The organism is Leclercia sp. EC_58, from assembly GCF_019584355.1.
Classification (GTDB): domain Bacteria; phylum Pseudomonadota; class Gammaproteobacteria; order Enterobacterales; family Enterobacteriaceae; genus Enterobacter.
In genome coordinates, this window is the sequence record NZ_VDAM01000001.1 from 3,938,122 (window position 1) to 3,961,182 (window position 23,061).

The 23,061-nt window shown below is 50.5% G+C and carries 22 protein-coding genes and 3 tRNA genes; 7 read left to right on the forward strand and 18 right to left on the reverse strand.

Going from position 1 to position 23,061, the window contains the following annotated elements; all coding sequences use genetic code 11:
* Window positions 1–307 precede the first annotated feature (307 nt).
* From FHC51_RS19275 to uvrY, 6 genes are all read right to left on the reverse strand, one after another.
* Window positions 308–394 (reverse strand) — tRNA-Leu (locus tag FHC51_RS19275).
* A 12-nt stretch (window positions 395–406) separates the two neighbouring features.
* Window positions 407–480, reverse strand: a tRNA-Cys gene (locus FHC51_RS19280).
* Window positions 481–531: 51 nt separating this feature from the next.
* A tRNA-Gly gene (locus FHC51_RS19285) sits at window positions 532–607 on the reverse strand.
* 152 nt (window positions 608–759) lie between these two features.
* Complete coding sequence (gene pgsA / locus FHC51_RS19290; protein ID WP_032612063.1) at window positions 760–1,308, reverse strand: CDP-diacylglycerol--glycerol-3-phosphate 3-phosphatidyltransferase; 549 nt, start codon at window positions 1,306–1,308, stop codon at window positions 760–762.
* Between the two features lie 56 nt (window positions 1,309–1,364).
* Complete coding sequence (gene uvrC, locus FHC51_RS19295; RefSeq protein WP_220436367.1) at window positions 1,365–3,197, reverse strand: excinuclease ABC subunit UvrC; 1,833 nt, start codon at window positions 3,195–3,197, stop codon at window positions 1,365–1,367.
* Window positions 3,194–3,850, reverse strand: a complete 657-nt coding sequence (gene uvrY, locus FHC51_RS19300; protein WP_103180122.1) for a UvrY/SirA/GacA family response regulator transcription factor — start codon at window positions 3,848–3,850, stop codon at window positions 3,194–3,196. The genes uvrC and uvrY overlap by 4 nt, the downstream gene beginning before the upstream one ends.
* Before the next feature lie 472 nt (window positions 3,851–4,322).
* On the opposite strand from uvrY, the gene FHC51_RS19305 reads away from it, so the two are divergent.
* Window positions 4,323–4,547: a DUF2594 family protein gene (locus tag FHC51_RS19305; protein ID WP_103180123.1), complete on the forward strand. Its 225-nt coding sequence runs from the start codon at window positions 4,323–4,325 to the stop codon at window positions 4,545–4,547.
* A 66-nt stretch (window positions 4,548–4,613) separates the two neighbouring features.
* Here FHC51_RS19305 and sdiA read toward each other — a convergent pair whose 3' ends face one another.
* The 7 genes from sdiA to fliA all read right to left on the reverse strand — a co-directional run bounded on the left by sdiA (window position 4,614) and on the right by fliA (window position 10,304).
* Window positions 4,614–5,336 (reverse strand): transcriptional regulator SdiA, encoded by a 723-nt coding sequence (gene sdiA / locus FHC51_RS19310; RefSeq protein WP_220436368.1) that lies wholly within the window; start codon window positions 5,334–5,336, stop codon window positions 4,614–4,616.
* A gap of 220 nt (window positions 5,337–5,556) precedes the next feature.
* Entirely contained in the window at window positions 5,557–6,309 is a 753-nt protein-coding gene (gene tcyN, locus FHC51_RS19315; RefSeq protein ID WP_103180125.1) for an L-cystine ABC transporter ATP-binding protein TcyN, read from the reverse strand.
* Window positions 6,306–6,974, reverse strand: a complete 669-nt coding sequence (tcyL, locus tag FHC51_RS19320; protein ID WP_103180126.1) for a cystine ABC transporter permease — start codon at window positions 6,972–6,974, stop codon at window positions 6,306–6,308. The genes tcyN and tcyL overlap by 4 nt, the downstream gene beginning before the upstream one ends.
* Window positions 6,975–6,995: 21 nt before the next feature.
* The gene (gene dcyD, locus FHC51_RS19325) at window positions 6,996–7,982 is read right to left on the reverse strand and encodes a D-cysteine desulfhydrase (protein ID WP_220436369.1); all 987 of its coding nucleotides are present in this window, start codon (window positions 7,980–7,982) and stop codon (window positions 6,996–6,998) included.
* Window positions 7,983–8,088: 106 nt separating this feature from the next.
* Window positions 8,089–8,889, reverse strand: coding sequence for a cystine ABC transporter substrate-binding protein (tcyJ, locus tag FHC51_RS19330; RefSeq protein ID WP_114314567.1), 801 nt, complete (start codon window positions 8,887–8,889; stop codon window positions 8,089–8,091).
* Window positions 8,890–8,977: 88 nt separating this feature from the next.
* Window positions 8,978–9,529, reverse strand: coding sequence for a flagella biosynthesis regulatory protein FliZ (gene fliZ / locus FHC51_RS19335; protein WP_220436370.1), 552 nt, complete (start codon window positions 9,527–9,529; stop codon window positions 8,978–8,980).
* Window positions 9,530–9,584: 55 nt separating this feature from the next.
* A complete protein-coding gene (fliA, locus tag FHC51_RS19340) occupies window positions 9,585–10,304 on the reverse strand; it encodes an RNA polymerase sigma factor FliA (protein ID WP_039030897.1) in 720 nt (239 codons plus the stop codon).
* A 333-nt stretch (window positions 10,305–10,637) separates the two neighbouring features.
* Between fliA and FHC51_RS19345 the strand changes: the two genes are divergently transcribed.
* Window positions 10,638–11,054 carry an FdtA/QdtA family cupin domain-containing protein gene (locus FHC51_RS19345; RefSeq protein ID WP_220436371.1) on the forward strand — a complete coding sequence of 139 codons (417 nt, stop codon included), beginning with the start codon at window positions 10,638–10,640 and terminating at the stop codon, window positions 11,052–11,054.
* Window positions 11,055–11,257: 203 nt separating this feature from the next.
* Complete coding sequence (locus FHC51_RS19350; RefSeq protein WP_220436372.1) at window positions 11,258–12,361, forward strand: DegT/DnrJ/EryC1/StrS aminotransferase family protein; 1,104 nt, start codon at window positions 11,258–11,260, stop codon at window positions 12,359–12,361.
* A 45-nt stretch (window positions 12,362–12,406) separates the two neighbouring features.
* Here the strand turns inward: FHC51_RS19350 and FHC51_RS19355 are convergent, their stop codons facing one another.
* The 3 genes from FHC51_RS19355 to FHC51_RS19365 all read right to left on the reverse strand — a co-directional run bounded on the left by FHC51_RS19355 (window position 12,407) and on the right by FHC51_RS19365 (window position 18,184).
* The gene (locus tag FHC51_RS19355) at window positions 12,407–15,934 is read right to left on the reverse strand and encodes a glycosyltransferase (protein ID WP_220436373.1); all 3,528 of its coding nucleotides are present in this window, start codon (window positions 15,932–15,934) and stop codon (window positions 12,407–12,409) included.
* Window positions 15,935–16,130: 196 nt separating this feature from the next.
* Complete coding sequence (locus tag FHC51_RS19360) at window positions 16,131–17,066, reverse strand: flagellin (protein WP_255584923.1); 936 nt, start codon at window positions 17,064–17,066, stop codon at window positions 16,131–16,133.
* A gap of 182 nt (window positions 17,067–17,248) precedes the next feature.
* Window positions 17,249–18,184, reverse strand: a complete 936-nt coding sequence (locus FHC51_RS19365) for a flagellin (protein WP_255584923.1) — start codon at window positions 18,182–18,184, stop codon at window positions 17,249–17,251.
* A 236-nt stretch (window positions 18,185–18,420) separates the two neighbouring features.
* Between FHC51_RS19365 and fliD the strand changes: the two genes are divergently transcribed.
* From fliD to amyA, 4 genes are all read left to right on the forward strand, one after another.
* A complete protein-coding gene (gene fliD / locus FHC51_RS19370; RefSeq protein ID WP_220436374.1) occupies window positions 18,421–19,824 on the forward strand; it encodes a flagellar filament capping protein FliD in 1,404 nt (467 codons plus the stop codon).
* 21 nt (window positions 19,825–19,845) lie between these two features.
* On the forward strand, window positions 19,846–20,256 hold the full coding sequence (gene fliS, locus FHC51_RS19375; protein ID WP_220436375.1) for a flagellar export chaperone FliS: 411 nt from the start codon (window positions 19,846–19,848) through the stop codon (window positions 20,254–20,256).
* Entirely contained in the window at window positions 20,256–20,615 is a 360-nt protein-coding gene (fliT, locus tag FHC51_RS19380; RefSeq protein ID WP_103180134.1) for a flagella biosynthesis regulatory protein FliT, read from the forward strand. Before fliS ends, fliT begins: the two co-directional genes overlap by 1 nt.
* A gap of 102 nt (window positions 20,616–20,717) precedes the next feature.
* Complete coding sequence (gene amyA / locus FHC51_RS19385; protein WP_220436376.1) at window positions 20,718–22,202, forward strand: alpha-amylase; 1,485 nt, start codon at window positions 20,718–20,720, stop codon at window positions 22,200–22,202.
* A gap of 50 nt (window positions 22,203–22,252) precedes the next feature.
* On the opposite strand, the gene yedD is transcribed toward amyA, so the two are convergent.
* Together yedD and fliE are read right to left on the reverse strand one after the other, a co-directional pair.
* Complete coding sequence (gene yedD / locus FHC51_RS19390; protein WP_103822444.1) at window positions 22,253–22,666, reverse strand: lipoprotein YedD; 414 nt, start codon at window positions 22,664–22,666, stop codon at window positions 22,253–22,255.
* Between the two features lie 68 nt (window positions 22,667–22,734).
* Window positions 22,735–23,049 (reverse strand): flagellar hook-basal body complex protein FliE, encoded by a 315-nt coding sequence (fliE, locus tag FHC51_RS19395; protein WP_220436377.1) that lies wholly within the window; start codon window positions 23,047–23,049, stop codon window positions 22,735–22,737.
* Between the last annotated feature and the right edge of the window lie 12 nt (window positions 23,050–23,061).

A 23,061-nucleotide genomic window follows, 5' to 3' on the forward strand; every position in this document is an offset into this window, starting at 1 on the left:
AATAGCCTAAATAGGCTGATTCGATGTGTTTGCGGGAAAAAAATCGGCCCAGATCCGCGAAATTTTAATCAGCGAGTCAGCTTGGGAAGAAATGACCTGCTTATTCGCACCTTCCTTAGCAAAAACTGATAATTAAATGCCGTAAAAATACTTATACACAACTTGCTATAATCATACAATATCTATCTTTCCGGTAGTCGGGGAACAGTAATGTCCTCATTAAATGGCGATATTTCAGGCACAAAAAAACCACCTTTCGGTGGTTTCACGACACTGCTTATTGCTTTGATTATTCTTGTCTTTCCCATGGTAGCCGGAGTGGGACTTGAACCCACACAGCGCGAACGCCGAGGGATTTTAAATCCCTTGTGTCTACCGATTCCACCATCCGGCCTCGGGAAGAAAGTGGAGGCGCGTTCCGGAGTCGAACCGGACTAGACGGATTTGCAATCCGCTACATAACCGCTTTGCTAACGCGCCTTAAATCTTTTGTCTTGCGACTGACACCCGCTGTTGCGCATGTCTTAAATTTGGAGCGGGAAACGAGACTCGAACTCGCGACCCCGACCTTGGCAAGGTCGTGCTCTACCAACTGAGCTATTCCCGCATTCATCAAGTCATTATGCTAATCACTTGATTTTGCTATCGACTAACGGGCCGTGCCGTCGTTCGATGCGTTGCATTCTACTTACCTGACGCTTTGAGTCAACGTTAATTTTCGCAAGGATAGATCGTTTGCTGAAAATTGCGCCGAAACGATCACTGATCAAGCAAATCGCCGCGCGCGGCGTTCAAATATTGCAACATTGACCACAGGGTCAGCACCGCAGCGACCATAAACAGGCCAATACCTGCCCACTCTACCCACTCGTTTGGACGCCACAGCATCCATACCAGCGCCGCCATCTGCGCGGTGGTTTTGACCTTGCCGATCCAGGAGACGGCCACGCTGCTGCGTTTACCCAGCTCCGCCATCCACTCGCGCAGGGCAGAGATAATAATTTCACGGGCTATCATGGTCGCCGCAGGCAGTGTGACCCACCAGCTGTGATAGTGCTCAACCACCAGCACCATGGCAATGGCCACCATCACCTTGTCAGCCACAGGATCGAGGAACGCGCCGAAACGGGTGCTTTGATTCCAGCGACGCGCCAGGTAGCCGTCGAACCAGTCAGTGACTGCCGCAACAAAAAAGATAAGTGCACATGCGAAAGGCGCCCAGACAAATGGCAGATAAAACGCCAGTACGAAGAAAGGAATGAGAACGACGCGGAAAAGCGTCAGCAATGTAGGGATATTTAATCGCATAGTGACGGTAACTGTTTGTTGTCAGTAATTATTAGCCCTATGTTGCTACAGAGCCCTCAATGTTTCAACGAGTAGTAGATCTTTTCTGCCAGCCCTTGCGAAATACCTGGCACTTTTGCAATTTCCTCTACGCTGGCGTTGAGTAATCCTTGCAAACCGCCCATATATTTCAGCAACATCTGGCGACGTTTTGGCCCGACCCCTTCGATCGTTTCCAGGGTGCTGGTATTTTTTACCTTTGCCCGTTTTTTACGGTGACCGCTAATGGCATGAGCGTGCGACTCATCGCGAATATGCTGGATCACATGGAGCGCAGGCGAGTCGGGCGGCAGGCTAAAACCCTCCCCTTCCGGCTCAAGGAACAGCGTCTCCAGCCCGGCTTTACGATCGGTGCCTTTCGCCACGCCCAGCAGCAGCGGATGATGCTTATCCCAGCTTACATCCAGTTCGGCAAAAACGGATTTTGCCTGGGCGAGCTGGCCTTTACCACCGTCAATCAGGATAACGTCCGGGATCTTACTCTCTTCGATAGCTTTACCATAGCGACGGCGCAGCACCTGGTTCATGGCCGCGTAATCGTCACCGGGAGTGATATCCGTAATGTTGTAGCGCCGGTACTCCGCGCGTAGCGGTCCGTTAGCATCGAATACCACGCAGGAGGCCACCGTCTGCTCCCCCATCGTATGACTGATGTCGAAACACTCCATCCGTTTCACTTCCGGCAGCTTTAACACCGTCGCCAGCGCGATAAGACGCTGATGGACAGTCGACTGCTGCGACAGTTTGGTGGTTAACGCCGTTGCCGCATTGGTGCGCGCCAGCTTGAGGTAGCGGGCACGATCGCCGCGCGGTTTGGTCTGGACGTTAACCCGACGTCCCGCCAGCTCCGACAGCGAATCTGACAGCAGCGTTTTATCGCTGAGATTAAAATCGAGCAAAATTTCCGACGGCAGGGTTCGCATCTGGCTGCCCTGCAAATAGAACTGGCCAACAAAGGTCTCGACCACTTCACCCAGTTCGGTACCGCCTGGCACTTTCGGGAAATAGCTGCGGCTGCCCAGCACCTTACCCTGGCGGATAAAGAGTACATGTACGCAGGCCATGCCCGCATCGAACGACACGCCAATCACGTCCAGGTCATCGCCGGTATTAGAGACAAACTGTTTTTCCGTGACCCGTCGTACCGCCTGGATCTGATCGCGGATCCGCGCCGCCTCTTCGAAGTTCAGCGCCTGGCTGGCCTTCTCCATGCGGGCAATAAGCTGGTTCAGCACCTGATCGTCTTTACCAGCCAGGAACAGGCGCACATATTCTACCTGCTGTGCGTACTCCTCTTCGCTGACCAGCCCTTCAACACAGGGCCCAAGGCAACGACCAATCTGATACTGCAGACAAGGGCGAGAGCGGTTGCGATAGACGCTGTTTTCGCACTGGCGAATCGGGAATATCTTCTGCAGCAGCGCCAGCGTTTCTCGCACGGCGTGGCCGTTAGGGAACGGGCCGAAATACTCACCTTTCGCATGTTTGGCGCCGCGATGGGTAGCCAGACGCGGATGGGTATCACTGCTGAGAAAAATAAACGGGTAGGATTTGTCGTCACGCAGCAGCACGTTATAACGCGGCTGGTAGAGCTTGATGTAGTTATGCTCCAGCAACAGCGCTTCGGTCTCTGTGTGGGTCACAGTGACGTCAATCTGCTGGATCTGAGCGACCAGCGCTTCAGTTTTGCGGGAGGCAAGATTGCTGCGGAAATAGCTGGAAAGACGCTTCTTAAGATCTTTCGCTTTACCGACGTAAATAACCGTCCCGCCTGCGTCATACATCCGGTAGACGCCTGGCTGGCTGGTGACGGTTTTCAGGAAAGCACTGGAATCAAACACTTCACTCACTGACTAATTAGGGTCTCGGCATTGCACAGACCATGACGGATGGCCAGGTGAGTGAGTTCGACATCGCCATGAATGTTCAGCTTACTGAACATACGGTAGCGGTAGCTGTTCACCGTTTTCGGGCTGAGATTAAGCTGCTCAGAGATCTCATTCACCTTCTGGCCTTTGGTAATCATCAGCATAATCTGCAATTCGCGCTCAGACAAACTGGCAAACGGTGATTCAGTCTTTTCTGGTTCAATCTGGCTGAGCGCCATTTGCTGCGCGATATCAGAAGCGATATAGCGCTGCCCGGAATAGACAGAACGGATAGCGTTAACAACTTCCTGAGGGGCTGCGCCCTTGCTCAGGTAGCCCGCGGCGCCCGCCTGCATCACTTTTGCAGGAAGGGGATTTTCAGTGTGAACCGTCAGCATGATCACTTTGGTATCAACCCAGGCGCGCGCGATTTTACGCGTTGCTTCCAGGCCGCCAATACCGGGCATGTTCATGTCCATCAGGACAACATCTGCACTATTCGTCCGGCACCATTTTACGGCATCTTCACCGCAGCAGGCCTCGCCAGCAACTTTTATACCTTTAATATCTTCAAGAATGCGTCGTATCCCTGCGCGCACCAGTTCGTGGTCATCAACAAGAAGGACGTTGATCAAAGGAAATTCTCCAGAATAGGGATAACGCTACAGACAGTTAATTCGGCTCATATTAACGTTTTTTATCGCAAACTGAAAACGTTAAAAAATGCAGGCCTTCGTTATAACTCTCTTTTTTGGAAATTAACTTGTACATCAACTGGAAACGGAAGCCTTGCGCCATGCGGCTCAGGCACCTTTTTTCAGGTTGATGTTTTCAAAAATTTACAAATTTTAGGGGCTATTTTTTTATTGTTAAAATACCTCACGTAATTTTGTAACAATAATTAACCTGCTAACTACCTTAGTTAAACAATACCCTCCGCTTAACGTCTTAAAAGTGTAGGACGAACGGTCGTGCAATTAAATAAACAAAACGGCTGAAAGTACAAAAAACAAGCACTGCGTTTTTTTTTAAGGCTTGTGGTATACTCCGCCACCTTGAACTTTTGAACTATGCGCTCAAGCGCCGTTTTTATCATGAGGAAAATAAATGAGCACACCTGATTTTGCCACTGCTGAGAATAATCAAGAACTGGCACAGGAAGTCTCCTGTCTGAAATCTCTGTTGACCCTGATGCTGCAGGCGATGGGCCAGGCGGATGCCGGTCGTGTGATCATTAAGATGGAACGCCAGATTGCCCAGATGGAAGACCAGGCTCAGGCTGAGGTATTTTCCAGCACCGTTAAGCAAATCAAACAAGCTTACCGTCAATAAAACAAAAACGGCTGAAAGCAATGCATTCAGCCGTTTACTCGCCTGCCACGCAGAACTGAAGTGTAGTCAGATAATTCCCGTCGCTGCCGCATAGCAGGCTATTTGCGTTTTATTCGGCGCATTGAATTTCTTCTGCATATTCTTCTGGTGGAAGTTCACCGTATTCTCAGAGATAGAGAGAATAATCGCTATTTCTGCCGAGGTTTTGCCTTCCGCTGTCCATTTCAGGATCTCCTTCTCGCGCTTACTGAACTTCATCTCGGGTGGCATCACCATTTCATGCTCCAGGCGTAGCAGCGTGGTCAAGGCCATTTGCACCAGCATTTGCAGACGCAACTCAACCACTTCATTCGCCATCATATTGACCGACAGGCTGGTGCTGGAGACCGACAGGAACCCCATCGCATGATTAGGCAGCATCAGACACTGGGTAATCCCTTTGCGCAGACCGTGGTCGCGCGCACCGTCCCATAACGGCTGCGCCTCGGCAAATAAGGCGTCGTTCCAGGGTAAGTGCCCGTGGACGAAATTCTCAGGTTTCAGCACAGGATCGATGGTAAAATAATTTTCCGCCTGATAGTGCGCCATCCACTGTTGCGGATAGGTTGAGTGCACCGAGACTTTCGGTCGGGTAAACGGTACCGGATGACGGACGCAGAGAGCGAAATACTCATAACCCAGGTTCTGAGTTTGACGCTGAAGTTCGGGATATACCTCGCTGGCGGATGTCATCCCCTGAAAACGGAGATAGCACTCCCGTCGCCATGTAAAAAAGTCTAAATCCTTCATACCAAGTGAATGAAGCCCCTGTAAAGATAATCATTATTATGATTTCTTAAATTAACACATAAATCTTATTTATATGTATAAAATATCGACCCTGAGTTAATTATCTACAGATTTTAAGCACTTAGGGGGTTTATGGCGGGATAAAATCGCGGGACCATTCATTTCAGGGAGGAATATTTTGCTCCGGAGATTAATTCCGGAGCAATTAAAAGCAAATATGCTATTGCATCAGGAATTTCTCAAGGAATTGCCGGGTACGGGGCTGCTGAGGATCGGCAAACAGCGCTTTCGCCGGCCCCTGCTCCACAATACGCCCCTGATCCATAAAAATCGCCCTGTCTGCTACGTCGCGGGCAAAGCTCATCTCATGGGTGACAATGACCATAGTACGTTTCTCCTGTGCCAGCTGGCGAATGGCATTCAGCACCTCCCCCACCAGCTCCGGATCCAGCGCAGAGGTCGGTTCATCAAACAGGATCACGTCAGGACGCATTGCCAGCGCGCGGGCTATTGCCACACGCTGCTGCTGTCCACCGGAGAGTCGGCGTGGGTAACTGCCCTCTTTCCCGGAAAGCCCCACTTTCGCCAGTAACTCCCGGGCGCGGGCTGTGGCCTCCTCTTTGGGTTCGCCTTTGACAATCACCGGGCCTTCAATGATGTTTTCCAGCACCGTGCGGTGAGGAAACAGGTTAAAGCTCTGGAAGACAAAGCCGACATGTTGACGCAGACGACGAATGAGCCCTTTTTGCTGACCCAGCGACTTACCGGTATCAATGGTGATGTCACCCACGCGAATGGTGCCAGCTTCCGGATGCTCCAGCAGGTTGATACTGCGCAGCAGCGTGGTTTTACCGGACCCGCTGGGCCCGATAATCGCCACCACTTCGCCCTCCTGCACTTCAAGGTCGATACCGTGCAGCACCGTCTGGCCATGGAATTTCTTCACCAGGTTTTTAACGTCGATAGCACTCATTTCGGATCACGCTCCTGGCGGTTAAGCTGGTTTTCAAAATAGTTTTGCAGCGCGGACAGCACGGTTGCCATGATCCAGTAGATCAACGAGGCGGCCAGATACATGGTAAAGACCTCCAGCGTGCGCGAGGTGATCAACTGCGCCTGGCGGAACAGCTCCGGCACCTGAATGGTGGCGGCCAGCGAGGTGTCTTTTACCAGGCTAATGAAGCTATTGCTGAGCGGCGGCAGCGCCACGCGCGCAGCCTGCGGCAGAATGGCCCGGCGCAAAGTCTGCCACGGCGTCATCCCGATACTGGCTGCGGCTTCCCACTGGCCTTTGTCGATGGAGGAGATAGCTGCACGCAGGGTTTCCGCCGCATAGGCAGCAGTATTAAGCGACAGACCTATCATTGCCGCCGGGATGGGATCCAGCTCAATACCAAACTGCGGCAGGCCGTAGTAAATCATAAACAGCTGGGCAATCAGCGGCGTGCCGCGGAAGATGGAAATATAAAAACGCGCCAGCCAGCGCACGGGCAGCAGAGGCGACATGCGCATCAACGCCAGCACAAAGCCCAGCACCAGACCGAAAAACATCCCGCCAATACTCAGCTGCAGCGTAAATACTGCGCCTTTCAGCAGGAAGGGCAACGAATCAATCACCAGTTGAATACTTTCTTGCATTATGATTTTTCTGCCTGTGATTTAAACGTGAGGATGGTAGGCAAAGAGAGCCGGCGCCCCGCCAGTATGAATAAACAGAATCGGCCCTTCATCTTTGAAGCGTTTCTGTTCGATCCCGTCAATAAGTCCGGCCATGGCTTTGCCGGTATAGACCGGATCCAGCAAAATCCCTTCGAGACGTGCCAGCAGTTTCACCGCCTCGGTGCCTTCGTCATTTGGCGTGCCGTAGCCCGGCGCGAAATAGTCATCCCACAGCACGATATCCGCCTTCGCGCTCACCTCCAGCTGCTGTGCCACCGCCAGTTGCAACGACACTACCTTCGGTTTTTGATCGGCGACGCTGCGTGATACGGTAACGCCAATCAGTTCAACCTCCGGCATCAGCTGCTCCAGTCCTACCGCCAGCCCGGCATGGGTACCTGCACTGCCGGAGGCGACCACCACCGAGGAGAGGCCAACTGTGCCTTCGCACTGCTGGGCAATTTCCAGGGCGCTTTCGACGTAGCCCAACGCACCCAGCGCATTCGAACCGCCAACCGGGATCACATACGGGCGAAAACCCTGGGCTTCAACGCGGGTCGCCAGCTCATTCAGCTGCGCCACGGGATCGGTCAGCGCATCGCACATCTCTATCTGCACGTTGAACAGATCCAGCAGCAGGCGGTTGCCGTTGCTGAGGTAGTTTTCTGCCTTTGTGCCAATCGGGTTTTCCAGCAGGGCGATACAGTGCAGGCCCAGCTTAGCCGCCACGGCCGCGGTCTGGCGAACATGGTTCGACTGGATGGCGCCTGCGGTGATCAGCGTGTCGGCGCCTTCACGCAGCGCATCCGCCGCGAGGAACTCGAGCTTGCGCAGTTTGTTGCCCCCCATTGCTATGGGCGTCACGTCATCACGTTTGATAAGGATGTCGCGCCCCAGGTAATCCGATAAGCGCGGCAAATACTCCAGCGGCGTCGGCGCGCCGATAAATTCCAGGCGCGGAAAACGCGTCAGGTTCTGTAATGACATGAAAACCTCCATAACCCTGTCTAAGTCTGATTTTTTTATTATGCACGTTGATGGCGAGGAAATAAAAAAGGCGCTTATCAAAGCGCCTTTTTTTTCAGTCAACTGCTTACTTTGTGACGTCTGCCCCGAACCATTTTTCGGAGAGCGCCTTCAGGCTGCCGTCTTTCTGCATCTCGGCAATGGCGCCGTCAACAGCTTTGACCAGATCCTCGTTGCCTTTGCGGATCGCAACGCCCGCTTCCTGACGGGAGAAGGCATCACCGGCAACGGCCAGGGTGTTGTTGGTTTTCTTCACCAGATCCAGCGCCGCCAGGCGGTCAACCAGAATGGCATCAATACGGCCTACGCGCAGATCCTGGTATTTGGTCGGGTCGTCGTCATAGGTGCGGATATCAACGCCCTGCACGTTCTGGCGCAGCCACTCTTCGTAGTTGGTCCCCAGACCGACGCCCACTTTTTTATCTTTCAGGTCGGCAGCAGATTTAATGGAGCCTTCGTTACCTTTTTTCACCAATGCCTGGATACCGGAGACGGTATACGGGGTGGAGAAGTCATACTTTTTCTTACGTTCGTCAGAGATGGTGACCTGGTTAATCACCACATCAATACGTTTTGAGTCCAGCGAGGCCAGCATGCCGTCCCATTTGGTCGGCTTCAGCGACGCTTTAACACCGAGGTGTTTTGCCAGCTCTTCGGCAAACTCCACCTCAAAACCGGTCAGTTTACCGTCGTCACCCTGGAAGCTGAACGGAGGGTAGGTTCCTTCCAGCCCAACCAGCAGCGTGCCGCGCTCTTTAACTTTGTTTAAAAGACCCTCTGCGGCGAAGGTCTTAACGCTCATACCCGCAACCAGCGCAACGGCCATTACACCCATCAGCGCCTGACGACCCAGAAGTGCAAATTTCATACATACCCCGATATGATTGGAATTTTGGTTGTAGTGTAGGGCGTTCGGCCGCAAGGTCAAACACGACTGCGCTACATGTTATTCATTTTTAATATATATCAGAAGTTGTTTCACGGTGGACTTTCTGCTTCACCGCCATCGGCATTTGCGACCTGTATTGCGCATATTTGCGCAGCGCGATCCGGTAGTTGTTGGTACTGGTCCCAGGCAGCCACGGCTCCAGATTTTCATCCAGATAACCGTCGGTCAGAAGCTCACGGGAAATATTCAGCGAGGTCAGATGCTGGCCAAGACGACGCAGACGCACAACATACTCGCGCACCGTTCCGTGACTCATCTCTGTCTGTTCAAACAGGAACTGCTTGAAACCAATAATATCGAAAAAGTCGCTATGCTCTTTGCAGTGCAGATCGCCACAAAAACGACATAACGCCACCCACTCCTGCTGCTCTTGCTGCCATCCGGCTTCATCCAGCAGGGTATCGAGACGGGAGATCGCGATTTTATTGACGATCTCTCCACGACGGACCAGCGTGATGCGGTCAAGCAGTTTATGGCAATGGGCGCAATGCGTCTGGCTGTGTTTAAAGTCTTTCAGGTAGCGGCTTAATGGCCGTCTTTTAGATTGCTGCACCGTCATGATAACTCCTGGTTGTCAATACGTTGTGCGGCACTTAACGGGTGACAAGGATCACCTATAACTTACCCAGCTTGGTACGTAAGCGTTTAATGGCCTGGCTGTGCAGCTGGCTAACCCGCGACTCCCCTACTTCCAGCACGGCGCCAATCTCCTTGAGATTGAGCTCTTCCTGGTAATAAAGGGTCAGCACCAGTTGTTCACGTTCCGGTAAAGCTTCAATAGCTTCCATTACGCGCTGGCGTACGTTGCCTTCCATTAACTGGTGCAACGGGTTTTCCTGCTGATGATCGTCCGTCACCAGTTCAATGCTATCGCCATGCTCTTCGCGCCACTCGTCATAAGAGAAGAGCTGGCTGTTGTTGGTATCGAGCAACATCTGACGGTAGTCGGCAGTAGTAATCCCCAGACGATCCGCAACTTCGGTTTCCGTCGCGTTACGTCCAAGCTCCTGTTCCAGCTGCCCCATCGCTTGCGCTACTTCGCGTGCATTGCGGCGGACGCTGCGCGGCACCCAATCCCGGCTGCGCAGTTCATCCAGCATCGCACCACGAATACGCTGTACTGCGTAAGTCGTAAATGCCGTTCCTTGCAGAGCGTCGTATCGGTCAACTGCATTCAGTAACCCGATCCCGCCCGCTTGTAGCAGATCGTCCAGTTCCACACTCGCCGGCAGACGTACCTGAAGCCGCAATGCTTCATGACGCACCAGCGGAACATAACGCTGCCACAGCGAGTGTTTATCCATTACACCTTCAGCGGTATAGAGTGAATTCACGATAAACAGCCCTGCGTTAGTTGAGTTATCGGCATGATTATCCGATTCTGGAGGGGTTTTAATCGTGTGAATAGGGGTAGAAAAGACGGTTTATTTTACTAGTCCAAGGTGGGTACATTAAAAAGTTCTAAAAGTATCAAAAAGATAAGGTTTCTTATTGAATTTGATCTTATACAACGCAAACATTCTGGTTAGTTATCGTCCCTGAAGCTCCGCAACGCAATCCAAGATAGAAAGCTCTATAATGTGCGTTTTTCCTACCATTCCATTTGCGTCTAGCTCTGTATTCTTGTGCTTATGTATCGGTGCTATTAATTGGAAGTGTGGAAAAGTATGCACATCAAGATGATTCGCTTACAAACTCACGGTGACGATCGTGGTTCACTCGTCGCCCTGGAACAAGATCATAACATCCCTTTTGAAATTAAACGTGTTTATTACATGTTCAAAACTGGCCAAAATATCCGCAGAGGGTGTCATGCCCATCGCCATTTACGGCAAGTTGTGATTGCTGTACGCGGGTCCTGTCGTTTTTTACTTGATGATGGCCGCGAGCAGATTGAGTTACTGTTAGATAATCCGGCCCAAGGACTATTGATCGATTCATTTATCTGGCGCGAAATGTCCGAATTCAGTGAGGATTGCGTATTAATGGTATTGGCTGATCAAATCTATGACGAAACGGATTATGTCCGTAATTATGATGATTTTATAAAACTAGCTCAAAAAAATGATTACGCAGGCGCTTAATGGCAATTGACAATTAACTGAGGATACTTTAATGAAAGCAAGCTATTGCCTTAAACATTAGATCAATGCCATGCAAAATTTTCATGTCATGACATGCGCCTCGACCTTAACATGTAATTAATAAAAAATTAATTATTCGCACATGGGCAAAAGAAGCGAAATAAAAATTAATTGAATTTTATATTATCCAATCAGGAAGATGTATGAAAATCGATTTTCTAAATTTAAAGAAAATAAATACTCGGTTCGAAGATGATTTACGCGACGCCTGCATATCGGTTATCAACTCTGGATACTATATTAATGGCGAGCAATTAGACGCGTTCGAGAGCGAGTTTGCACAATATTGCGATGCAAAGTTTTGTGTTGGTGTCGGTAATGGTCTGGAAGCTTTAAGCTTAGTATTACGCGCATGGAAAACGACAGGCAAGTTAGCTGATGGCAATGAAATAATCGTTCCTGCAAACACTTTTATTGCCACATTGCTCGCAATCACTAGCAATAATCTTACTCCAGTACTAGTCGAGCCCGATCCTGAAACCTTTAATTTAACTTGTAACGAAATAGAGAGGCATATAACGCCCCAAACCCGGGCGGTGATCCCTGTGCATCTTTATGGTCAGCTTGCCCCCATGAACGATATCATGGTACTGGCAAACAAGTATAATCTGTTAGTACTTGAAGATGCGGCACAAGCTCATGGTGCGCAACAGAATACAATTAAAGCAGGAAACTGGGGGCATGCAGCTGCTTTTAGCTTTTATCCGGGCAAAAACCTTGGCGCGCTGGGAGATGCTGGCGCAATAGTTACTAACGATTACGAACTTGCCCATGTACTCAAGGCACTCCGAAATTATGGCGCGCATGAGAAATACCAGCATATCTACACAGGGACAAATAGCCGCCTCGATGAGATACAGGCCGCTATATTACGTATAAAGTTGCGCACTCTGGATAATGATACAATGGCAAGACAGCTAGCAGCGGCACGCTATCTTGAGGGCATAAAAAATCCTCAAATCGTCCTGCCCAAAGTAGTAGATCCTTTTGCCCACGTCTGGCATCTATTTGTTATTAAATGTGAAAAGCGGGATGAGCTGCAGACATGGCTGTCAGAAAAAGGTATACAGACGCTGATTCACTATCCCGTACCACCGCACAAACAACCAGCCTATACACAGCTAAACAACCTGAAACTTCCTATTACTGAAAAACTTCACCAACAGGTACTCTCCCTTCCTCTCTCGCCAGTACTGACTGATGTTGAAATAGAATACATCATCGACGCTATTAATACGTTTTGTTGAGACAAAAAATCACCTGCTTCAGCAGGTGATTTTTAATAATTTATTTTAACCTGGTAGCCAGGCTTTAGCCCACTCTTCTGCAGCAGACGCATCAAGCATGTAGTCAGAATGGATCGCACAATAAAGTGCATCTCCCATTCGGGCACTAGCGACCGGATCGGACAAATGCATACGAATCGCATTATGCCACTCTTTAAAACGGTTTTTCACTCTCGTCACCGGCAGTGCCCCTTGATAGCAAGGGACGTCGCTACAAATTACCGGAATGGCGCACGCGCCATATTCCAGCAAACGCAGATTGCTCTTACAAGCATTAAAATAATTATCCTCTACCGGTGCCAGAGCTAAATCTAAATTAAGCGAAGCCAATTTTTGTGGGTACAACTCTATATCTACACCAACGTGAAATTCTTTTACGTAGGGACGCAGTTTTGACGGGCACATGCCGAAGAAAATCCAGTCAACATCATCTGCAAATGCCTTAATTACGTCAAAAATCATCTCCAGATCACCAGTATGGCTGGAACCACCAGCCCAACCAACTCGTGGCTTATCACCTTGTTGTCGTAGGCTAGTCAGATTGCTCCACCAGTCGTAAGAGAGCCGGTTTTTTCTAACTATAATATCAGGATGGACATTAGCAAATGCCTCAGCTAATGGCTCGGTCGAAACAACAAACCTATCCATATAGCCTAGACTTTTACGCAACATCTTCATAATATCATTGCCGAATTCAGAACGATGATGGTTTTTGATTGGGATATTAGGTAAATAGTCGTCAAGCTCAAAAACTTTAAATACTTCAGAGCGTTTGCCAACTATCCTTGCCCATTCATGAAATTCCGAAGTGAGCTGACGTTGCATGATAATACTGTCAGGCTTGTAACGCTCTAAATATGGCAAGCTGAGGAAGGTCTCAGAAAGTTTGCCATCGATGATGCCAGCGTCTCGCATGCTTTCAAAAGGTTTAATAATGCGGTAGTAACCGCAACCCGCATAATCGCCCATGTGTGGCAGAACAATAGGCAACGGTTTCCAATCGAGAGGGCGCCAGCTTAGTTGGCTATCAGGACAGAGATTAAACTGCTCGCCGGTCAAAGAGAGATTAACATTATAGGCAGGATCGTTTGCGATAAGCGGTTTCCACCGACGATAAAGCTCGTCATCATCCCACTCAGCTTGCAAGCCAATTTTTTCACGTGTTTTTTCATCCTGCGGCTTGCTGCCCGCCACGCTTCGTAATACACGAGCATATGGTGTCCAGACCGTCAAATAGCCCTGCTGGCGAACCCGCAGGCAGAAATCAACGTCGCTAAAGTGATGCAACGTCTCATCCAGACCATTGACGTTCAAGAATACTTCCCGGCGTACCAGCATAAAATCACCGGAGACCGCCGAATAGTTTTGATCGGCATGGAGACGTTGCATATGTCCTTTGTTCTCGTCACTCACGCCGTAAAAGGCTTCACCCGCCACACCGTTCACACCTAACACATAACCTGCATGGCGCACGGTTCCGTCGGCATAAATCTGTTTACCACCAACAATCCCTACCTCTGGGCGCATGCCATGGTTGAGAAGGTTATCAAGCCAATCGTTTTCGATAATTGCGACGCTGGAGTGCAGTATACAAAGGTAGTCGCCATATGCAGCACTCGCCCCAAGGTTTACTCGCTTTGAGTAGCGCCACTCATTCCCCTCCTTCATTACCTTAATTCGAGCCGGATCCACTGCTACCACAGAGTCTAGCCAGCGATGAGTCTCATCGCTCCGCCGCTCGTTGACAACAATAATCAACTCATAGTTTAGCCATGTCGTTTTTTCGATGATCGTTAAGACGCACGACATCAGCGCAGCATCATCATCATCAGCAATCACCACCAGCGACACCAGAGACGTACCAGCATGGTGATAGCGAAGCCGTAGATTTCCATAAGCAGCAAGTTCAACCGCGGCATTGGTGTAACCGCGACTGACCAGATGGCGTTGAACTACAGCAATCTCATCGCTTTGTATCTCGGCTTTTTCAGAAAGATGCAGCAAAGGTTCTCCAAGATGGCCCAGTGAATTAAATCCTTGATTTTCGATAATTTTTAACGTCATATCTAACTCATAAGCGCCAGAAAGCTGGGTATCAAACCCACCAGCGGCCTGTAGCACTTCACGTCGCCATAACCAGTGATGCGCCATATTGGCTGGGGAGCTAAGCAATAGATCGAGGTTAAAGTCAGGACGGAATTTTGCACCCACCTTTCTACCGTCAAGAGTAAAACTCTCATCACAATATACGGCAAGTAGCCCCTCCGCCTGGGCTAGCGCAGTAGTCAAAGCTATCAGGCCAGATGAATGAAACTCTGTACCGGCATCTACAAAAATTAACCAATCGCTTTGTGTCTCAGCAATGATGCTATTAAACGCAGCCATTTTAGTTTCGTGATTCGCGGCAAGATATCTTATGTTTGATTGGATAGCTTCACCGATCACAATAACCTCTATTGTAAGACCAGTGCGTATTTGTTGGGGTAATGAATCCAGAGTCGCTACTAATGCTGAATTTAACCCATCGGTAGCATTAATAACCACCAAAAGAGTTGTAGATAAATTATTCTGCTTCAAATAATCATCAATGAGGCGTTCCTGAATAGGCAGTAGCTTTCGAGCATCCAGCCAATCTGCAAAGTGCCTCTGTTTGAGATCATGCGTCATGGCATCATAAATATCATGATATGCAAAATCTTTAGGTGAGTTAAGCGGCGCAACACGAACATTATTACTCTTAATGTTTCGTTCCTCTGCTATCGCGGCAACAAACTGTTTATAGCATTCCCGACTGCGATTTGAACGGTTAATTTCCGCTCTTGCCTGTTCACTTCTCTGGCTACGGGAGATGCGAAAGCTACTAAGGGGTTTCGTTAAATAAGCAAGATGGCCTTTGCGCATTACCTTAGAAAATAGAGTGAGATCTTCAAGGTAGACCATATGCTCGCCATCAAAGCTGAACAGCCCATCAGGCATATCCATAAGTTCAATAATATCAGAACGATACATTAGAACTGCACATGGTTCTCCGACGAAGTTCACCGCATGTTGCGATTGGAATGCAAAGAAGTCGTCACCATGAATGATGCTGTCTGTAGTAACTGGCATTGCAGTCGCGAAGATATCTGATTGAGGCTTGTTTTCAGCATTGATGCGTATACGTCGGGATGTGGCAATACGAATTTCATCACTTTTTTCGATCGCACTGACTAACGCTGAAACGCAGTCAGGAGTCAGCAGATCGTCGTCAGAAAAGAGTTTGATGTATTTACCCTTGCTCTCACGAAAACATTTTTCGTGGTTGCCAACATCGCCCAGAGCAGGTTGGTTGCGACTGTAGATTATCGGATGACGGCTTTTCTTACGCCAGGCCTTAACAATCTCCCCGGGTTCACCATAGGGTGAATCATCACTGACAATAATCTCGCAGTTGGGATAGTCCTGTGCCACTGCACTGGCGAGCGCTTGCTCAAACCATGTCGTTTTATACGTTGGAATAATAATACTGACGAGCGCTGGATGAGCAATCGGCATTTTCAACCTACCCTGTTCTCTTGCTGCTATGGTGGAGCAGCCCATATTGATTAAATAAAAAAGACTATAACCAAAACTTACCTAATCAATTGGCGCATTAGTTTTGGAAAATCCCTCTATTCCCTGCGTTAGCCAGAGGGGTCTGATGCAGCTAAAAAAAACCCGGCAAAGCCGGGTTTTTAATCTGCGTTGGCAATTAACGCAGCAGGGACAGCATGGTCTGCGGAACCTGGTTGGCCTGTGCCAGTACGGAAGAGCCAGCCTGCTGCAGGATCTGCGCACGGGACATGTTGGACACTTCAGTCGCATAGTCGGAGTCCTGAATGCGGCTGCGTGCAGCTGTCAGGTTGCTTACGGTATTGTTCAGATTGGTGATTGTAGATTCAAAACGGTTCTGGGATGCACCCAGCAGGCTGCGCTGGGAGTCAACGGACTTGATTGCCGCGTCGATGTCTGCCAGCGGTGTGGAGCCAGAAGCTGCGCCAGATGCGCCACCGGTTACTTTGCCTTTCAGTACGTCGAAACCAACAGCTTCGGTGGTACGGGCGTTGCCGTTAACGGTATCAGTACCGGATGCCATCGCTTTGGTATTGAGTGTGGTGCCGGACGAGCCAGCTGCAGCCAGGTTGAAGCTGTCGCTGGAGCTGATTTTGATGCCAATGGTTTCATCGTCTTTAGAGCCGACCTGGAAGTCGTAGGTGCTGGAGCTGGCACCAGTATTCAGCACCTTAATGCCGTTGAAATCGGTCTGTTTGGTTACACGGTCAATCTCTTTCATACGCTCGTTAACTTCCGCCTGGATGGAGTCAACGTCGGATGCGGAGTTGGAGCTGTTCTGCGCCTGTACGGTCAGGTCACGGATACGCTGCAGGTTGTTGTTGATTTCGCCCAGCGCGCCTTCTGCGGTCTGTGCCAGGGAGATACCGTCGTTGGCGTTACGTGCCGCCACGGTCAGGCCGTTGATGTTTGAGGTGAAGCGGTTAGCAATCGCCTGGCCCGCAGCGTCATCTTTTGCGCTGTTGATACGCAGACCGGACGAGAGACGCTCAATTGCAGTGCCCAGAGAAGACTGGGATTTGTTCAGGTTGTTCTGAGTCATCAGAGACAGGGTGTTAGTGTTGATCACTGCCATGATAAATATCCTTGTTTAAATAGTGATAATGCTATTTCGGCATGTGCCCAACGGCCTCATCGCCTTCATTAAGGTTATCGACACGAGGCAGTGAAGCTTTAGGCTTTCTGAAGAATTTTTTTGCCAATCAGAAATTAAAAAAGCGCCGACAAGCGGCGCTTTGAGTAGATCGTATTAGCTTATTAACGCAGCAGGGACAGCATGGTCTGCGGAACCTGGTTGGCCTGTGCCAGTACGGAAGAGCCAGCCTGCTGCAGGATCTGCGCGCGGGACATGTTGGACACTTCAGTCGCATAGTCGGAGTCCTGAATGCGGCTGCGTGCAGCTGTCAGGTTGCTTACGGTATTGTTCAGATTGGTGATTGTAGATTCAAAACGGTTCTGGGATGCACCCAGCAGGCTGCGCTGGGAGTCAACGGACTTGATTGCCGCGTCGATGTCTGCCAGCGGTGTGGAGCCAGAAGCTGCGCCAGATGCGCCACCGGTTACTTTGCCTTTCAGTACGTCGAAACCAACAGCTTCGGTGGTACGGGCGTTGCCGTTAACGGTATCAGTACCGGATGCCATCGCTTTGGTATTGAGTGTGGTGCCGGACGAGCCAGCTGCAGCCAGGTTGAAGCTGTCGCTGGAGCTGATTTTGATGCCAATGGTTTCATCGTCTTTAGAGCCGACCTGGAAGTCGTAGGTGCTGGAGCTGGCACCAGTATTCAGCACCTTAATGCCGTTGAAATCGGTCTGTTTGGTTACACGGTCAATCTCTTTCATACGCTCGTTAACTTCCGCCTGGATGGAGTCAACGTCGGATGCGGAGTTGGAGCTGTTCTGCGCCTGTACGGTCAGGTCACGGATACGCTGCAGGTTGTTGTTGATTTCGCCCAGCGCGCCTTCTGCGGTCTGTGCCAGGGAGATACCGTCGTTGGCGTTACGTGCCGCCACGGTCAGGCCGTTGATGTTTGAGGTGAAGCGGTTAGCAATCGCCTGGCCCGCAGCGTCATCTTTTGCGCTGTTGATACGCAGACCGGACGAGAGACGCTCAATTGCAGTGCCCAGAGAAGACTGGGATTTGTTCAGGTTGTTCTGAGTCATCAGAGACAAGGTGTTAGTATTAATAACAGCCATGATGTATTCCTTAAAAAATATTTCAGATTCAGGCATCTGCCTACGGCTTTCTCACCGCTAACTTGATTATCGACCTCCTCTTCCTAACCTTTAGAAAAAAGATCATTTTTTTAAAGGGACAAACTGCCCGCTATTTTTCCGCTTAATTTCCGCATTGAAGACGGTAAAAAAAGCTAATCTTTTCGCAATTTCTGCCGATAGAGCATCCAGCGATTGTCTCAATAAAGGATGAAAACATGGCAAGTATTAGTTCACTCGGTGCAGGTACCAGTCTGGATCTCAATACGTTGTATGACAATTTACAGACAGCCGAGCAGACCAAACTCACGCCGATTACCCAGCAGCAGACCTCTTATAAAGCAAAATTGACGGCCTGGGGCGTGGTACAAACTGCATTAACCAAGTTTCAAACGGCTTCAGATGCACTGAAAAATACTTCTACTATTGCTCAGTCAAAAGTGACCAGCACGAATACGGCATTCAGTGCCACTCTGGCAAGCAGTGCCTCGGCCGGCTCATACTCGGTAGAAGTGACGCAGCTGGCCGCAGCGCAAACCCTGCTGAGCCCAAAATTAGCGAGCAAAGATACCGATCTTGGCGACAGCAGCATGAGTTCGCGCACGATCACTATCACGCAGCCAGGTCAGAAAGATCCGTTAAAAGTAACGCTGGCCAGCGACAAGACAAGCCTTGCAGATGTACGTGACGCGATTAACGCTAAACAAGGCAGCGTAACCGCCAGCATCATTAAAGCGGATGACAACAGTTACTATCTGTCACTGACCTCGCGTGACAGCGGTGTCGCCAACGAAATGACGATCACCACCGATGACAGCGAACTGGCGAAATATATCAGCCACGATCCGCTTGATTCATCAACTGGAATGAAAGTTCAGGTTGCCGCGGCTGATGCCATTGTTAACATCAATGGCATCAAAATTACCCGTAGCAGCAACGCCATTACCGATGCCCCGGAAGGCGTCACGCTCAACCTGACCAAGACCAACGTTGGCAGCCCGGAAACATTGTCGATTGCGAAAGACAATCAGCCGATGACCGATGCGATCCAGGCCTTTGTCGATGCGTATAACTCGTTGCAGACGACCATCAGCAACCAGACGAAATATACCGCGGTGAAACAGGGCGATGGTTCTCAGGACTCTAGCAACGGCGACCTGTTGGGCGACGGCACCCTGCGTAATATCCAGACTCGCCTGCGCTCTATGGTCTCGTCAGCGCAAGGTACCGGCGAACTGGCGACGCTGTCGCAACTGGGCATCACCCAGGATATTAACGGCAAGCTGACCGTGGACAGCACCAAGTTAGGTAAGGCTCTGACGGATAAAACTACCGACGTGCTCGCATTCCTCTCCGGCGACGGTAAAACAACCGGCATGGCGACGCAAACCAGCAACCTGTTGAAAGACATGTTAGGCAACGAAGGTTCAGTTAAAAGCGCCACTGATGGCATCAACAAAACGTTGAAAAATCTGTCCGACCAGTACGACCGTGTTAACGCGCAAATTACAGCCACCATGGCGCGCTACAAAACGCAATTTACCAGTTTGAGTCAGCTGGTCTCCTCCATGGATCAAACCGGGAGCTATCTGACCCAACAGTTCAATGCTATGAACAGTTAATGAATGAGTTGAGGTTTTACGATGTATACAAAATCGGGAATTCAGGCCTATGCGCAGGTTAGTGTTGAAAGTGCCGTCCTGAGTGCCAGCCCGCATCAACTGGTGGTTTTACTTTTTGATGGCGCGTTAAGCGCCATGAAAAAAGCCGTCATATTGATTGAGCAAGGGGACATTCCCGGTAAAGGGCAGGCGCTGGGAAAAGCCATCAATATTATCAGTAACGGTCTGCAGTCTGGGCTAAATCACGAGATTGGTGGCGAGTTGACCACCAATCTCGACAGCCTCTACGACTATATGACCAGACGTCTTTTACAGGCCAATATTCATAATGACATTGATGCCATTAATGAAGTGATGGAGCTGCTCAACAACATCGCTGATGCCTGGAAAGAGATAGGCCCTAATTCTCAACATATGCGGGACAATAACTAATGGAAGCCAATCTGGGATTGCTCCAACACTATCAACACCTGTTAACTACCAGCGCCTCGATGCTGGCGCTTTCAAAATCGGGGCGTTGGGATGAGCTAATTACTTTTGAAGTGAAGTATTTAACCGCCGTTGAAAAACTGACACAGTTTCAGGATGCGAACGAGATTGCGCCGCACATACAGGCGCAAATACGCCCCATGCTCCGGCAGATCATCGATAATGAAATTGAGCTTAAAGCCTTGCTGCAACAGCGTATGGACGAGCTGAGAACTTTAGTTGGGCACTCCTCCCGACAACATAATCTGAATGCAACTTATGGACGTCTCTCTGGCAATATTCTTTTCCCCACGGACATCTGAACTGGGGTTGATAACAGGCGGGTGAATATATTTCGTTATTTCACCCGCTAAATATCCCCGCCTCGCTCATACTCTCTGTGTTCTTAAACTGGAGCACGGAAGATGAAAAACCCCACCCTCTTGCAGTTCTTCCACTGGTATTACCCTGAAGGCAGTCAACTCTGGCCGGAAGTGGCCGAGCGCGCCGATGGCTTAAATGATATCGGTATCAACATGGTCTGGCTGCCCCCGGCGTATAAAGGCGCGACCGGCGGCTACTCTGTCGGCTATGACTGCTACGATCTCTTCGATCTCGGCGAGTTCGATCAAAAAGGATCTATTCCCACCAAATACGGTGACAAAACCCAGCTGTTGGCCGCTATCGACGCGCTGAAACGCAACAATATCGCGGTGCTGATGGACGTGGTGGTTAACCACAAGATGGGTGCCGACGAGAAAGAGGCCATCCGCGTTCAGCGGGTTAACGCAGACGATCGCAATCAGATCGATGACGAGATTATCGAGTGTGAAGCCTGGACCCGCTACACCTTCCCGGTTCGCGCCGGAAAGTATTCAAAATTCATCTGGGATTACAAATGCTTCAGCGGCATCGACCATATCGAAAACCCTGATGAAAATGGCATCTTCAAGATCGTCAATGATTACACCGGCGATGGCTGGAACGATCAGGTCGATAACGAGATGGGGAACTTTGACTACCTGATGGGCGAAAACATCGATTTTCGTAACCGTGCGGTAACCGAGGAGATCAAATACTGGGCGCGCTGGCTGATGGAGCAAACCCAGTGCGACGGCTTCCGTCTGGACGCGGTGAAACATATTCCGGCCTGGTTCTATAAAGAGTGGATCGAACATGTCCAGGAGGTAGCGCCGAAACCGCTGTTTATCGTGGCGGAATACTGGTCGCCAGATGTTGATAAACTGCGACAATATATCGATCAGGTGGAGGGAAAAACCATGCTGTTCGACGCCCCGCTGCACATGAAGTTTCACGAAGCCTCGCTGCAGGGACGTGATTACGACATGAGCCAGATCTTTACCGGCACCCTGGTGGAGGCCGCTCCGTTCCATGCGGTGACCCTGGTCGCTAACCATGACACCCAGCCGCTACAGGCACTTGAAGCCCCTGTCGAAGCCTGGTTTAAGCCGTTGGCCTATGCCCTGATTTTACTGCGCGAAAATGGCGTTCCCAGCGTCTTCTACCCCGATTTGTACGGCGCCAGCTATGACGATACCGGTGGTGACGGCGAGATGTACCACATCGATATGCCGGTGATTGAGCAGCTCGATCAGCTGATCCTCGCCCGCCAGCGCTTTGCTCACGGCATTCAGACCCTGTGGTTCGATCACCCTAACTGCATCGCCTTCAGCCGCAGCGGCACGGACGATAATCCCGGCTGCGTGGTGGTGCTCTCTAACGGTGACGAAGGCGAAAAAACCATTACGCTTGGGGAAAACTACGGCCATAAAACCTGGAAAGATTTTCTCGGTAACCGGGAAGAGGTCGTCATCACCGACGAAACCGGTACCGGCGTCTTCACCTGCAACGGCGGCAGCGTCAGCGTGTGGGTTATAGAAGCGGAATAGTAAGGCGTTGATAGCCGGGCGGCGTTGCCCCTGCCCGGCCTGCAAATCCCTTAAGGCAGCTTGCTCTCAAGCGGATTTTTACTCAGGTAATTTGCACACTCGACGGTAGGTTTGTCGACGCGCTGCAGGATCATGCCATCGTACTCAATGGCGGAGCCTTCCCGCTCCAGCGGGTAGATATCCAGCTTGCGGGTGACGTTGTAATAATCGTCAGAACGCAGCATGATTTTCCCCGGCACGGCCACCACGCGCTGCCACTGCCGGCAATCGAGGGTATCCCCCTCTTGTGTCACGACCAGCGTCGCGATCGCTTCCGGGCTGACCATGCTGCTCTGCGGCCCTTTCGACTGCCAGTAACCCGCCAGTTCAGCCGGGACAGGATGCTTGATCACGTCCTGATATCTGTCGACCTGCACACAGCCGGTTAAGGCCAGCAGCCCCGCTATAATTGCTATTTTTTTCATCATGATTCCGTCTATGTCGAAAAAAATAGTGTGGCATTAAAGCGGTCGCGTCGCCAGCACCAGAAGGACTAAACCTGCATAGACATTACGTCCTGATACGCCTGCATCAGTTTATTACGCACCTGAATGCCCATCTGCATCGACACCGATGCTTTTTGCATATCGGCCATCACATCGTTCAGACCAATGCCCGGTACGCCGAGGGTGAATTTTTCGCCCTGCACGCGCGCCGCGGTTTGCGTGTCGCTGATCCGGTCCAGCGCCGCATGCAGCTGGCCCGCGAAGCTGACCGTCGACTGCACATCAGCCACGTTCTGATTACGCGCAGACAACGCCGTTGCCTGCAGTTGACTGATGACGCTTTCAATGCCCTGTATTGCCATGACTTTCCCCTG

Bases quoted from the DNA above. Each gene is read 5' to 3' on its own strand.
- pgsA (WP_032612063.1), bottom strand. From the start codon at position 1,308: ATGCGATTAAATATCCCTACATTGCTGACGCTTTTCCGCGTCGTTCTC.
- FHC51_RS19305 (WP_103180123.1), top strand. From the start codon at position 4,323: ATGAGCACACCTGATTTTGCCACTGCTGAGAATAATCAAGAACTGGCA.
- sdiA (WP_220436368.1), bottom strand. From the start codon at position 5,336: ATGAAGGATTTAGACTTTTTTACATGGCGACGGGAGTGCTATCTCCGT.
- tcyN (WP_103180125.1), bottom strand. From the start codon at position 6,309: ATGAGTGCTATCGACGTTAAAAACCTGGTGAAGAAATTCCATGGCCAG.
- tcyL (WP_103180126.1), bottom strand. From the start codon at position 6,974: ATGCAAGAAAGTATTCAACTGGTGATTGATTCGTTGCCCTTCCTGCTG.
- dcyD (WP_220436369.1), bottom strand. From the start codon at position 7,982: ATGTCATTACAGAACCTGACGCGTTTTCCGCGCCTGGAATTTATCGGC.
- tcyJ (WP_114314567.1), bottom strand. From the start codon at position 8,889: ATGAAATTTGCACTTCTGGGTCGTCAGGCGCTGATGGGTGTAATGGCC.
- fliZ (WP_220436370.1), bottom strand. From the start codon at position 9,529: ATGACGGTGCAGCAATCTAAAAGACGGCCATTAAGCCGCTACCTGAAA.
- FHC51_RS19345 (WP_220436371.1), top strand. From the start codon at position 10,638: ATGCACATCAAGATGATTCGCTTACAAACTCACGGTGACGATCGTGGT.
- FHC51_RS19350 (WP_220436372.1), top strand. From the start codon at position 11,258: ATGAAAATCGATTTTCTAAATTTAAAGAAAATAAATACTCGGTTCGAA.
- FHC51_RS19355 (WP_220436373.1), bottom strand. From the start codon at position 15,934: ATGCCGATTGCTCATCCAGCGCTCGTCAGTATTATTATTCCAACGTAT.
- FHC51_RS19360 (WP_255584923.1), bottom strand. From the start codon at position 17,066: ATGGCAGTGATCAACACTAACACCCTGTCTCTGATGACTCAGAACAAC.
- FHC51_RS19365 (WP_255584923.1), bottom strand. From the start codon at position 18,184: ATGGCTGTTATTAATACTAACACCTTGTCTCTGATGACTCAGAACAAC.
- fliD (WP_220436374.1), top strand. From the start codon at position 18,421: ATGGCAAGTATTAGTTCACTCGGTGCAGGTACCAGTCTGGATCTCAAT.
- fliS (WP_220436375.1), top strand. From the start codon at position 19,846: ATGTATACAAAATCGGGAATTCAGGCCTATGCGCAGGTTAGTGTTGAA.
- fliT (WP_103180134.1), top strand. From the start codon at position 20,256: ATGGAAGCCAATCTGGGATTGCTCCAACACTATCAACACCTGTTAACT.
- amyA (WP_220436376.1), top strand. From the start codon at position 20,718: ATGAAAAACCCCACCCTCTTGCAGTTCTTCCACTGGTATTACCCTGAA.
- yedD (WP_103822444.1), bottom strand. From the start codon at position 22,666: ATGAAAAAAATAGCAATTATAGCGGGGCTGCTGGCCTTAACCGGCTGT.
- fliE (WP_220436377.1), bottom strand. From the start codon at position 23,049: ATGGCAATACAGGGCATTGAAAGCGTCATCAGTCAACTGCAGGCAACG.